The sequence below is a fragment of the Streptomyces sp. PA03-6a genome (assembly GCF_033792765.1).
In the GTDB taxonomy this organism is placed as follows: Bacteria; Actinomycetota; Actinomycetes; order Streptomycetales; family Streptomycetaceae; genus Actinacidiphila.
The window spans coordinates 25,188-36,476 of record NZ_JARAVK010000082.1 but is presented as its reverse complement, the minus strand read 5'-3'; the positions used below and the strand labels follow the sequence as shown (position 1 = coordinate 36,476).

Below are 11,289 nucleotides of genomic sequence, written 5' to 3'. Positions count from 1 at the left end.
GCCGTGGATCAGCAGGATCCACGGCCACACCGACGTCGTGCCCGCGAACGCGGACGACTGGACCCACCATCCCTTCTCCGGCGAGATCGCCGACGGGTGCGTGTGGGGACGCGGCGCCGTCGACATGAAGGACATGGACGCGATGACCCTGGCCGTCGTGCGCGACATGCTGCGCAGCGGCCGCCGTCCGCCCCGCGACATCGTGCTGGCCTTCCTCGCGGACGAGGAGGCGGGCGGCGTCTACGGGGCGCGGCACCTGGTCGACCGCCACCCCGGGCTCTTCGAGGGCGTGACCGAGGCCATCGGCGAGGTGGGCGGCTTCTCCTTCACCGTCAACGAGGACGTGCGCCTGTACCTGATCGAGACCGCCCAGAAGGGCATGCACTGGATGCGGCTGACCGTGGACGGCACCGCCGGCCACGGGTCCATGACCAACACCGACAACGCCATCACCGAGCTCTGCGAGGCGGTCGGCCGGCTCGGCCGGCACGAGTTCCCGGTGCGGGTGACCAAGTCCGTGCGCGGTTTCCTGGACGAGCTGGGCGACGCCCTCGGTACCGAGCTCGACCCGGAGGACATGGAGACCACGCTCGCCAAGCTCGGCGGCATCGCCAAGATCATCGGGGCCACGCTGCGCAACACCGCGGCCCCCACGATGCTGGGCGCCGGCTACAAGGTGAACGTCATCCCCGGTCAGGCCACCGCGCACGTCGACGGCCGCTTCCTGCCCGGGCACGAGGAGGAGTTCCTGGCCGACGTCGACCGGATCCTCGGCCCCCGGGTGAAGCGCGAGGACGTGCACTCCGACAAGGCGCTGGAGACCAGCTTCGACGGCGCCCTGGTCGACGCCATGCAGGCGGCGCTGAAGGCCGAGGACCCGATCGCCCGCGCGGTGCCGTACTGCCTGTCCGGCGGGACCGACGCCAAGTCCTTCGACGACCTGGGGATCCGCTGCTTCGGATTCGCCCCGCTGCAGCTGCCGCCGGAGCTCGATTTCGCCGGAATGTTCCACGGCGTGGACGAGCGGGTACCGGTCGACGGACTGAAGTTCGGCGTCCGTGTTCTCGACCGGTTCCTTGCGAACTGCTGAAACGACGCTCGCATTATCGACATTTCTTGCCGCTTAGCCGAAAAGAGTGAATGAATCCCGGCGGCAGTAGCGCGCCTTCTTCCGAGTCGTTGGTTCGTGTGCGGTCCGAGGTCGGGGCCGTTTTGCCAACAAGGAGGAAAAATGATCAAGAAGGTCGTCGCTGCTGCCGCTGTCACCGGAGGGCTCGTGGCTGCGGGTGCCGGCGTGGCCGTCGCCGACTCCGGCGCTCAGGCCGCCGCTGTCGGTTCCCCGGGGGTCCTCTCCGGCAATGTGATCCAGGTGCCCGTCAACATCCCGGTCAACCTGTGCGGCAACACGATCAACATCGTGGGGCTGCTGAACCCGGCCCTGGGCAACGCCTGCTTCAACAACTGACGTCGCGGCGGGCCGCATCGTTGCAGGCCTGATCCCGGCGGCCCCGGATGCGCCATCTCCGCGTTCCGGGGCCGCCGCACCGGCTAGGGGTGGGACACCGGTTATCCGGCCCCGGGGGGTCATTCATTCCCCCGGCGGGCGATTGTCCGCCGGTTTCCGTATCGGAAAAGCAAGAGGCAGGGACATTCAAATGCGACAAGTCGCGAAAAAGGGGCTGCTCACCGCAGTCGCGACAGGCGGCGTGCTCGCCGTCACCGGCGGTATGGCCTACGCGGACTCCCACGCGTCCGGGGTCGCCGCCGGCTCTCCGGGCGTTCTGTCCGGCAACACCATCCAGGCGCCGGTGAACATTCCGATCAACGCCTGTGGCAACACCGTCAACGTCGTCGGGCTCCTCAACTCGGCGGCGGGCAACACCTGCGTCAACGGCTCCATCGACCAGGGCAAGGGCCACGGCTACGGCCAGGGCAAGGGCTACGGGAAGAAGGAGAGCGGGGGCTACGGCAAGAAGGACAGCGGCAGCTACCGCGACAAGGACGGCGGCAAGGGCCACGGCGGCGGCAAGGGCTACGGCCAGGGCGGCAGCAAGGGCTACGGCGGCGGCAAGGGCTACGGCAAGGGCCACAGCGGTGACGACGGCTACGGCTACGGTCACGGTGGCGGCGCCTCGGCGCGTGCCGCAGCGGTCGGCTCCCCGGGCGTCCTGTCCGGCAACGTGATCCAGGCGCCGATCAACATCCCGGTCAACGTCTGCGGCAACACGATCGACGCCATCGGGATCCTGAACCCGGCGGCGGGCAACGCCTGCGTCAACAACGGTGGCTACCACCACGGCGGCAAGGGCAAGGGTCACCACCACAAGCCCGGGCACCACGGCAACCGCCACAAGCCGGGCAAGGAGAACAACGGTGGTGGCAACGGCGGCGGTGGCAACGGCGGCGGTGGCAACGGCGGCGGCAACCAGCCGCAGTCCATGGGCCACGGCGGCGGTCCGTCCCTGGCCCGCACCGGTGCCGGCGACATCGCCACGGGCCTGCTGACCAGCGCCGGTCTCCTGCTGGGCGGCGCGGTGCTCTTCCGCCGCGCCCGCGCGGTCAGGAACTGAGCCTTCCGGTCTCACCCCTTCGAGCGGGGCCCCGCGGTTCGCGGGGCCCCGTTCGGCGTGCCGGCGACCTCACCAGGTGGCGCGTATCTGCCGGATGATCCGGCGGCGCAGCCGCACCCTGCGACTGCCGTCCGGGTAGAGGCGGAGCCGGTCGAGCTCCCAGTGACCGTACTCGGCGTGGTCGGTCAGCAGGCGATGAGCCTCCTTGCGGGAGACTCCCCGTGGCACGTACACATCTCTGAATTCGTATTCAGGCATCGCATCTATTGTGCGGGGAGCGCCTCGGTACGGATAGCGTCTTCTGCATGTCTGATGCCGCGCAGCCCACCGTTGCCGAGGTACGAGCCGCCGTCGAGGCGGTGAAAGCCGCGCTGGACCGCCACCTGGACGCGATCGAGAACCGCACCGGGGAGGACGATCCCGCGGTCTACCAGGCCTTCGAGGGCCTCGCCTCGGCCGCCGAGGCCTACGACGAGCTGCTCTACGACACCTACGACGAGGTCACCCCCTTCGAGGTGCCGCTCGGGGACACCCTCCCCGACTACTCCGGCCCCGGTGAACCGGGCGCGATCAGCGTCCTGATCCGCCGGGACTACACCGTGGCCGACCCGCAGCGGCTGCGCAGGCAGGCGGAAGGGGTATCCGAAACCGCCGCGGCCGAGGGCGGGGACATCGGCACGGCGGTGGGTGCCCTCTTCGGGGAGTACGAGCCCGACGAGATCGCCGAGCGCCACAAGGAGTTCGGCCTGGAGGAGGGCGACTCCACGCTCTGGGTCACCGCGGCGGAGCCCGCCGAGCCGGGCGAGTGGCTCGCCGCGCCCTTCGACCAGGCGGACCCGCGGCATCTGCTCTTCCGCCTCGACGTCAGCGCGGTCTACGACGACGCCGACGCGGACGAGCTCGACCGGCTGGCCTGACCGGGCGCGGGCGCGGCTCCCGCGGGCCCGGGGGAGCCGCCCGGGCCCGTGCGGCGGATCACTCCGCCGCGGCGGCCGCCGCCTGCTCGCGCAGGATGTCCCGCAGGCGTGTCGTCCGGTCCCGGGCGGGAACCTCCGCCACCGCGTGCGGGAGTGCCTGGTCGACGCCCTGCACCACGGACAGATGGCGCTCCCCGCGGCTGAACGCGGTGTAGATCCAGGCCCGGGTCAGGGCCGGGGTGGCGTCCCCCGGCAGGACGACGACGGCGGCCGGCCAGCGGCGGCCCGCCGCCTGGTGCGCCGTGACCGCCCAGCCGTGCCGCACCTGGGCGGTCACCGCGTCGGGCGCGACCACCACGGGCGTCCCCCCGCAGTCGAGCCGCAGTCCCTCCGTGCCGGCGGAGACGACGGTGCCCGGCACGGCCGTCCCGGGGACCGGGGCGTGCACGATCCGGTCACCCGGGTCGAAGCCGCCGAAGCGGCCGGGACCGGGGTTGAGGCGCTCCTTGAGCGCGGCGTTGAGCGCCCGGGTGCCGGCGGCACCGCCGTGGCCCGGGGTGATCACCTGGGTCTGCTCCGGGGGCACGCCGATGGCCCGGGGCACGGAGTCCGCGACGAGCTGGACCGTGCGGTGCACGGCCTCGCCGGCGTCCCGCACCGGGACGATCACGACCTCCTTCCCGGGGGCGTCGACGGTGGCCAGCTCGCCGAAGCCGATCCCGGAGACCAGCTCGCCGATGGGGCCGGGGTCGGGCGTGCGCGAGGCGACCTGCGGGCACACCTTCGCCGCCAGCAGGTCGGAGAAGACCCGGCCGGGGCCCGCGGACCACAGCACCGCCGGGTCCCCGGAGAGCACCAGGCGCGCCCCGTCGGGCACGGATTCCACCAGGGTCGCGGCCGTCTCCACGTCGAGCTGGGGCGCGTCCAGCACCGCCAGCAGGTCCAGCGCCAGCGCGCCGTCCTCGTCCCGGCCGGGGCCCTCGTGGCCCGCCAGCAGCCCGGCGAGGGTGGCGGTCGCCTCCGCGTCCACGGACCCGGCCAGCCGCCGCCTGCCGTCCTCGGTGGCCGCGACGGCCCAGGCCCGCAGCCCCAGCGACCGGGCGGCCGCGACCAGCGCCGCCGGTTCCGCCCGGGCCGCCTCCGCGCCGGTGTGGGCGACCAGCCCGCTCCCGGCGACCGCCCGGACCAGCGCCGCGGCGGACGGGGACGGGGCCGCCGCGGCCGCGCCCTCCCAGTCCTGCGACTCGTCCGCGTCGAAGGTGTTGAGGAGCCTGCTCAGGCCGTCCGCGAGGCTTTCCTCGGCGAGCGCGTAGCGGTCCAGGCCGAGGAGCAGCCGCACCGGCGCCTCCTCGTCCTCCTCGTCGGCCGCCGGACGGGCACCGGCGCTCTCGTCCGGGACGTGGAAGACCAGCACCAGGCCGTCCGCGACGGCGGCCTTCAGGGTCTCCTCGGCGTCGGTGACCCCGTTCTGCCCGAGCGCCGCACCGAGCGTGGCCCACTCGAGCGCGGTGTGGCCCCGCTCGGCGGCCCGTTCCAGCAGCCAGACGACCAGCGCGCGCACCCGCCGCCCGTCGTCGGGGCCGCCCTCGCCGCCGAGCAGCGCCTTGGCGAAGCCGTCGGCCTGGTCCACCCGGACCCCGGCGAGCGCCAGCACCTGCCACGGGTCCTCGCGCAACGTCTCCCCGGCCCGCTCGCCCAGCGCCGCCACGGCGGCCTCGGCGAGGCTCTCCGGTGCCCCGCCCGCCGCGAGCACCGTCCGCGCGGCCGCCACGGCGTCCCCGCTGAGCTGCGCGGGCAGCACGGGCCGCGCCACCGGGGCCGGCGCCGGGGCGGGGGAGGGCGCGGCCGCGGGCGGCGACGCCGCGGGACGTGCGGGCCCGCCGCTCTTCACCGGCGCCGCGGGGCGCTCGCCGCGTTCGATCGCCCGCACCGCCGCGGCCAGGTCCGTGAGTTCGGCGGGGAGCTGCGCACCGACGCCCTCGGTCGAGGGCCGGGGCCGCCGGGGAGCCGCGGTCTCCTCGCCGGCGGCGCCCTCGGGCTCGGCGCGGTCCTCGCGGTCGTGGTCGTCGCGGTCCTCGGTCACGATGGCCTCCGTTGTACGGCGGACTACGGTCGGGGCCCGATCACAGCGTGCTCCAGTCGTGGTCCGGATAGCGGTGCACCGGCGCAGAGACGTCGTCCAGCGCCTGGCAGATCTCATCCGGAAGACTAAGGGTCTCCACTGACAACGCCGCAGCGAGCTGCTGGGCGTTGCGCGCCCCGACGATCGGCGCGGTGACGCCGGGACGGTCCCGCACCCAGGCGAGCGCCACCTGCAGCGGGCTGGCGGCCAGCCCGTCGGCCGCTATGGCCAGCGCGTCCACGATGAGCCGGGCCGTCTCGTCCAGGTACGGGGCGACGAAGGGCGCCATGTCCTCGGAGCCGCCGCGGGAGTCCTGCGGGGTCCCGTGCCGGTACTTGCCGGTCAGCACCCCGCGTCCGAGCGGCGAGGACGGCAGCAGCCCCACCCCCAGGTCCAGCGCGGCGGGCAGCACCTCGCGCTCGATGCCGCGCTGCAGCAGCGAGTACTCCATCTGCGTGCTGGCCAGCGGTGTGCGCGTCGGCACGGCCTGCTGCCAGGTGGCCGCCTTGGCCAGCTGCCAGCCGCAGAAGTTGGACACGCCGACGTAGCGGGCACGGCCGGAGCTCACGGCCAGGTCGAGGGCCTGCAGCGTCTCGTCCAGCGGGGTGGTCGTGTCGTACGCGTGCACCTGCCACAGGTCGACGTGGTCCGTGCCGAGCCGCTGCAGGGAGGCGTCCAGGGCGGCGAGCAGGTGGCCGCGCGAGGCGTCGAAGCGGCGGTAGGGGTCGGGCACGCTGCCGGCCTTGGTGGCGATCACCAGGTCCGAGCGCGGCACCAGGTCCTCGACCAGCCGGCCGAGGAGGTACTCGGCGCCGCCGTCCCCGTAGACGTCGGCGGTGTCCACGAGCGTGCCCCCGGCCTCCCAGAAGGCCTTGAGCTGGTCGGCGGCGTCGAGTTCGCCGGTGTCGCGCCCCCAGGTCAGCGTGCCGAGCCCGAGCCGGGACACGCGCAGTCCCGTACGGCCGAGGTGCCTTTGCTCCATGAGGGGTGAGATTACTGTGCGTCCGGGACCTTTGGGCAGGAGTGACGTACCCGACAGGCGCCGGCGCGCGCCCGGAGCGATAAGGTCCGGGGGACAACGACGTTACTCATCGGTAAGGGGATCGCCATGCGGCTCGGGATCAACCTCGGCTACTGGGGCGCCGGGATGGACGCCGACAACCTCGCCGTGGCGCAGGAGGCCGACCGCCTCGGCTACTCCGTGTGCTGGGCGGCCGAGGCCTACGGTTCCGACGCGCCCACCGTGCTGTCCTGGGTCGCCGCGCAGACCGAGCGCATCGACGTCGGCTCGGCCATCTTCCAGATCCCGGCCCGTACGCCCGCGATGACCGCGATGACCGCCGCCACCCTCGACTCCCTGTCCGGCGGCCGCTTCCGGCTGGGCCTGGGCGTCTCCGGCCCGCAGGTCTCCGAGGGCTGGTACGGCGTGAAGTTCGACAAGCCGCTGGCGCGCACGCGCGAGTACGTCGAGATCGTCCGCAAGGCGATGTCGCGGGAGCGGCTGAGCCACGAGGGCGAGCACTGGACGCTGCCGCTGCCCGGCGGCCCCGGCAAGGCGCTGAAGCTGACCGTGCACCCGGTGCGCGAGCGCATCCCGCTGTACATCGCAGCGATCGGCCCGAAGAACCTGGAGCAGACCGGTGAGATCGCCGACGGCGCGCTGCTGATCTTCCCCTCCGCCGCCCACCTGGAGGACACCGCGCTCCGCCACATCCGGGCCGGCCGCGAGAAGGCGGGGAAGAGCATGGACGGCTTCGACGTCTGCCCGACCGTGCCGCTCGCCGTCGGCGAGGACGTGGACGCGCTCGCCGACCTCTTCCGCCCCTACACCGCCCTGTACGTGGGCGGGATGGGCAGCCGCAAGCAGAACTTCTACAACCAGCTCGCGCAGCGCATGGGGTACGAGAAGGAGGCCGCCGAGATCCAGGACAAGTACCTGTCCGGCGACAAGGAGGGCGCCGCCGCCGCGATCCCGCGCGAACTCATCGACTCCACCACCCTGCTGGGCTCCGTGGAGCGGATCGCCGACCGGATGCAGGCCTACGCGGCCGCCGGCGTCACCACGCTGACCCTGGCCCCGGCCGGGTTCACCCTGGACGAGCGGGTCGCGGCGCTGCGCGCGGGCGTGGAGGCGCTGGAGCGCGCCGGGCTCGCCGGCTAGGGGAGCGCGGCGGTCCCTCGGCGCCGGTCCCGGCTCAGCCCGGGACCAGGCGCCCCATCATCCGCCCGAAGGCGATCAGGCGCGCTATCTGGCCGGGCCCGCCGTCGTCGAGGGACTTGCTGAACCGGAAGGCCTCCGGCCGGAAGCGGGCCGAGGTGACGCCGCCGTCGGCGTCACCGTGCACCGCGCTCAGTTCCTGCGGCGTGGCGGTGGCCAGCACCACGAAGACGCCGCGGTCGATCCGCCGGCCCTGCTCGTCGCGGCCGACCAGGGTGCGCATGCCGACGTGGCCGATCGAGTCCAGGGGCAGCACCTGCACGGAGGAGTCCAGCACCCGTCCACCCGGCGCCTCCTCGTCGGCGACCTCCTCGCTGTGCCACAGGATGAGCCGCCGGCCGTCGCAGACCGCGGCCTCCTGCCACACCGAGGTGCCGGCCTCCGTCAGGTCGACGACGCGTTCGAGGGTGAAACCGCGGACCCGCCGCCGGCCCAGGACGCCGTCGATCGCCTCGAGGGCCACGTCCGCGTGGAGGAAGTAGGCGCGGGCCGCGTCGTCCAGGCGCGCGTAAGGGGCCCAGTCCGAGCCCGCCGGGCCTTTGGGGCGTGCCGTCGTCCGGCTGCGCGTCGCCTTGCTGAACATGACTTGGTCGTGACCCCTCCGAGGGGCTATGAAATCACGGGCACTTCGGCCGGCGGCGGGGCCCCTCGGTTTCCGCGGCCGTGGTGGGGGCTCGGGGGTCTTCCCCGCCACGGCCGTCACCAAACACAACGCTCGGAAGGGCCAGGGGTTACGTGCCCCGTGCGGGACGGCTCTCATCCGTTCGGCCGAGTTGACGCCCGGGCCTGTTGCCTCATGCTTTGCGGGCGACTTGACTTTTCTTTTGCGTATGCCCGATTTGCGCAGGAGGTACGGCATGCTCTCCGCCCGGAGTCTGTTCCAGGAGATCCTCGACAACGACGACTCCTTCCGGCTGTTCTGCTCGATCGCCGCCAGCGGTGAGTCGCAGGGCGGCTGGGAGAACGGCAGGATCGCCGCACTGGTCCCCGAGTCCCAGCGTGAACTGGCCCCCAAGATCGCCCGGCACGGCGCCGACGAGGACAAGCACGGCCGGATCTTCCACGCCCTGATGCGCAAGCGCGGTCTCGAACCCGTCCCGGTCCCCCCGGACACCGACTACACCATGCTCCTCGAACGCGGCGGCATCGGCCTCGCCCACGACAAGCTGCGCCGCGACGAGCCCCTGACCGTGCGGGACATCGTCACCTACCTCGCCCACAGCCGGGTCACCGAGCAGCGCGCCTCCGAGCAGATGGCCCTGCTCACCAGGTACTTCGCGGAACACCCCGACATCGGCAGGGCGGTCCGCATGATCTCCGCCGACGAGGACAACCACCTGGCCTACTGCCACGAGGAACTGCTGCGCTTCGCCCACGCCGGCCACGGCGCGACCATCCAGCGGGTGCTGCGCGAATGCGCCCACGCCGAGATCCGCATCTACCGCGACGTCAGCCTCGCCGTCATGGACCACATGGGCCGGATCCTCGGCTGGTCCGGGGCGAAGGCCGCGGTGCTGCGGGCGGGGATCCACGGGACGTACGCGTACGAACGCCTGGGCGGCTGGCGGCGGATGGTCAGGCTCGCCATGCCCCAGCGCCTCGACGCCCTCGGCGGCCCCGAACCCGCGGCCGAGCCGGCGGTCTGAGCCGCCTCCCGGCCCCTCGCCCGCACCCGCGTGGGGCCGGGAGACCGCTCAGAGCCAGCCGTGCCGTTTGAACGTCCGGTACAGCAGGACCTCGGACACGGCGATGACCGCCAGGACCGCGGGATACCCCCACACCTGGTGGAGTTCGGGCATGTACCGGAAGTTCATGCCGTAGATGCCCGCGATCATGGTGGGTACCGCCGCCATGGCGGCCCACGCCGAGATCTTGCGCATGTCGTCGTTCTGCCGCACCCCGACCTGGGTCAGATGGGAGCTCAGCACGTCGCTGAGCAGCCGGTCGAGGCTGTCCACCAGCTCGTTGGCCCGGGTCAGGTGGTCGGCCACGTCGCGGAAGAAGGGCTGGGTGCTGGGCGCCACGTGCGGCACGGTGCCCGCCGAGAGCCGGATCATCGGCTGCATCAGGGGCGCGGTCGCCCGCCGGAACTCCAGCAGCTGGCGCTTGAACCCGTAGATCCGGCTCGCCGTGCTCTCGGCGCCCTGGCGCGCGACGGACCTGCGGACCTCCGGGGCGAAGACCTCCGTCTCCAGGTCCTCCAGGTCGGCCTGGAGGTCGGCCGCGACCACCATGTAGTCGTCGACCACGGTGTCGCTGATGGCGTACATCACCGCGGTCGGTCCGTGCTTGAGGACCTCGTGCTCCGCCTCCAGGCGGTGCCGGATCTCACCCGGGGCGATCGCCTCGCCGTGGCGCACGGTGACGACGAAGCCCTCCCCGACGAAGATCATCAGCTCGCCCGCGGAGACCGTGTCCCGCTCGTCGTCGTACGAGACCGGCTTGAGCACCAGGAAGAGCGAGCCCTCGTACACCTCCAGCTTGGGCCGCTGGTGGGCGCAGAGCGCGTCCTCCACGGCCAGCGAGTGCAGCCCGAACTCGCGGCTGACGAGGTCGAACTCCTTCTCCGTCGGCTCGTACAGGCCGATCCACACGAACGCCCCGTCCGTCGCCCGCGCCGCGTCCAGCGCGTCGGAGAGGTCGTCGGGGGCCGAGGTGCGCTCCCCGTCGCGGTAAATGGCGCAGTCGACGATCACACCTGTCTTCTTCCGCGTTACGTCGGCGCCACACCGGACAACCCGGGGTCGTATGGTGGCGGTCATGCCCACCGTGATCCTGGTCCGGCACGGCCGGTCCACCGCCAACGCGGAGAAAGTGCTGGCCGGACGGCTCCCCGGAGTCGCCCTCGACGAGACCGGACGTGACCAGGCCGCCGCGCTGGCCGCCCGGTTGGCCGGACTGCCGCCGGCCGCCGTGGTCACCAGCCCGCTGCAGCGGTGCCGGGAGACCCTGCAGCCGCTCCTGGACGCGCTGCCCGACGTCCCGCTCCACGTCGAGGAGCGCATCTCGGAGTGCGCCTACGGCGACTGGAGCGGCCGCAAGATCGCCGAGCTGGCCGACGAGCCGCTGTGGGGCGTGGTGCAGCGCTACCCCTCGGCCGCCGTCTTCCCCGGCGAGGGGGGCGAGTCGGTGCGCGCCATGCAGGCCCGCGCGGTCGACGCGGTGCGCGAGTGGAACGCCCGCATCGAGGAGACCCACGGCCCCGACGCCCTCTACGTGATGTGCTCCCACGGCGACATCATCAAGTCCGTCGTCGCCGACGCCCTCGGCATGCACCTGGACCTCTTCCAGCGCATCGCCGTCGACCCCTGCTCGGTCACCGCGATCCGCTACACCCCGGAGCGGCCCTTTCTGCTCCGGCTCGGCGACACCGGCAGCCTGGAAAGCCTGCGCCCGAGGGAGCGGCCCACCACGGCCCCGGGCGACGCGGAGGTCGGAGGCGGTGCGGGCGCACCGTGATCA

General features: G+C 73.0%; 12 protein-coding genes. 7 read left to right on the top strand and 5 right to left on the bottom strand.

The features are described 5' to 3' along the window. The 3 genes from PV350_RS20810 to PV350_RS20800 form a co-directional block, all read left to right on the top strand. On the top strand, positions 1-1,090 hold a 1,090-nt coding region (locus PV350_RS20810; protein WP_500335283.1), incomplete at its 5' end, for a M20/M25/M40 family metallo-hydrolase. Positions 1,091-1,231: 141 nt separating this feature from the next. Continuing rightward, on the top strand, positions 1,232-1,465 hold the full coding sequence (locus tag PV350_RS20805) for a chaplin (protein WP_018559022.1): 234 nt from the start codon (positions 1,232-1,234) through the stop codon (positions 1,463-1,465). Between the two features lie 190 nt (positions 1,466-1,655). Beyond that, on the top strand, positions 1,656-2,570 hold the full coding sequence (locus tag PV350_RS20800) for a chaplin (RefSeq protein ID WP_499510974.1): 915 nt from the start codon (positions 1,656-1,658) through the stop codon (positions 2,568-2,570). 69 nt (positions 2,571-2,639) lie between these two features. Here the strand turns inward: PV350_RS20800 and PV350_RS20795 are convergent, their stop codons facing one another. Continuing rightward, complete coding sequence (locus tag PV350_RS20795; RefSeq protein ID WP_319133625.1) at positions 2,640-2,828, bottom strand: DUF5703 family protein; 189 nt, start codon at positions 2,826-2,828, stop codon at positions 2,640-2,642. Between the two features lie 47 nt (positions 2,829-2,875). Between PV350_RS20795 and PV350_RS20790 the strand changes: the two genes are divergently transcribed. Beyond that, positions 2,876-3,487, top strand: coding sequence for a hypothetical protein (locus tag PV350_RS20790; protein ID WP_499510973.1), 612 nt, complete (start codon positions 2,876-2,878; stop codon positions 3,485-3,487). Positions 3,488-3,545: 58 nt separating this feature from the next. Here PV350_RS20790 and PV350_RS20785 read toward each other — a convergent pair whose 3' ends face one another. Continuing rightward, the gene (locus PV350_RS20785) at positions 3,546-5,570 is read right to left on the bottom strand and encodes a helix-hairpin-helix domain-containing protein (protein ID WP_500335281.1); all 2,025 of its coding nucleotides are present in this window, start codon (positions 5,568-5,570) and stop codon (positions 3,546-3,548) included. 40 nt (positions 5,571-5,610) lie between these two features. Beyond that, positions 5,611-6,591 carry an aldo/keto reductase gene (locus tag PV350_RS20780; protein WP_499510971.1) on the bottom strand — a complete coding sequence of 327 codons (981 nt, stop codon included), beginning with the start codon at positions 6,589-6,591 and terminating at the stop codon, positions 5,611-5,613. 126 nt (positions 6,592-6,717) lie between these two features. Here PV350_RS20780 and PV350_RS20775 point away from each other — a divergent pair, with 126 nt between their 5' ends. Beyond that, positions 6,718-7,770, top strand: coding sequence for an LLM class F420-dependent oxidoreductase (locus PV350_RS20775; protein ID WP_499510970.1), 1,053 nt, complete (start codon positions 6,718-6,720; stop codon positions 7,768-7,770). A gap of 34 nt (positions 7,771-7,804) precedes the next feature. Here the strand turns inward: PV350_RS20775 and PV350_RS20770 are convergent, their stop codons facing one another. Beyond that, entirely contained in the window at positions 7,805-8,410 is a 606-nt protein-coding gene (locus PV350_RS20770; RefSeq protein ID WP_499510969.1) for a hypothetical protein, read from the bottom strand. 274 nt (positions 8,411-8,684) lie between these two features. Here PV350_RS20770 and PV350_RS20765 point away from each other — a divergent pair, with 274 nt between their 5' ends. Beyond that, positions 8,685-9,473, top strand: a complete 789-nt coding sequence (locus PV350_RS20765; RefSeq protein ID WP_500335279.1) for a ferritin-like domain-containing protein — start codon at positions 8,685-8,687, stop codon at positions 9,471-9,473. A 48-nt stretch (positions 9,474-9,521) separates the two neighbouring features. Here PV350_RS20765 and PV350_RS20760 read toward each other — a convergent pair whose 3' ends face one another. After that, on the bottom strand, positions 9,522-10,523 hold the full coding sequence (locus PV350_RS20760) for a magnesium and cobalt transport protein CorA (protein WP_500335277.1): 1,002 nt from the start codon (positions 10,521-10,523) through the stop codon (positions 9,522-9,524). Positions 10,524-10,587: 64 nt separating this feature from the next. Here PV350_RS20760 and PV350_RS20755 point away from each other — a divergent pair, with 64 nt between their 5' ends. Continuing rightward, positions 10,588-11,286 carry a histidine phosphatase family protein gene (locus tag PV350_RS20755; protein WP_499510966.1) on the top strand — a complete coding sequence of 233 codons (699 nt, stop codon included), beginning with the start codon at positions 10,588-10,590 and terminating at the stop codon, positions 11,284-11,286. Positions 11,287-11,289: the final 3 nt, after the last annotated feature.

Excerpts from the sequence above, each read along its gene's own strand:
- PV350_RS20805 (WP_018559022.1), top strand. The coding sequence starts at position 1,232 with ATGATCAAGAAGGTCGTCGCTGCTGCCGCTGTCACCGGAGGGCTCGTG.
- PV350_RS20780 (WP_499510971.1), bottom strand. The coding sequence starts at position 6,591 with ATGGAGCAAAGGCACCTCGGCCGTACGGGACTGCGCGTGTCCCGGCTC.
- PV350_RS20765 (WP_500335279.1), top strand. The coding sequence starts at position 8,685 with ATGCTCTCCGCCCGGAGTCTGTTCCAGGAGATCCTCGACAACGACGAC.
- PV350_RS20795 (WP_319133625.1), bottom strand. The coding sequence starts at position 2,828 with ATGCCTGAATACGAATTCAGAGATGTGTACGTGCCACGGGGAGTCTCC.
- PV350_RS20755 (WP_499510966.1), top strand. The coding sequence starts at position 10,588 with ATGCCCACCGTGATCCTGGTCCGGCACGGCCGGTCCACCGCCAACGCG.
- PV350_RS20800 (WP_499510974.1), top strand. The coding sequence starts at position 1,656 with ATGCGACAAGTCGCGAAAAAGGGGCTGCTCACCGCAGTCGCGACAGGC.
- PV350_RS20790 (WP_499510973.1), top strand. The coding sequence starts at position 2,876 with ATGTCTGATGCCGCGCAGCCCACCGTTGCCGAGGTACGAGCCGCCGTC.
- PV350_RS20775 (WP_499510970.1), top strand. The coding sequence starts at position 6,718 with ATGCGGCTCGGGATCAACCTCGGCTACTGGGGCGCCGGGATGGACGCC.
- PV350_RS20770 (WP_499510969.1), bottom strand. The coding sequence starts at position 8,410 with ATGTTCAGCAAGGCGACGCGCAGCCGGACGACGGCACGCCCCAAAGGC.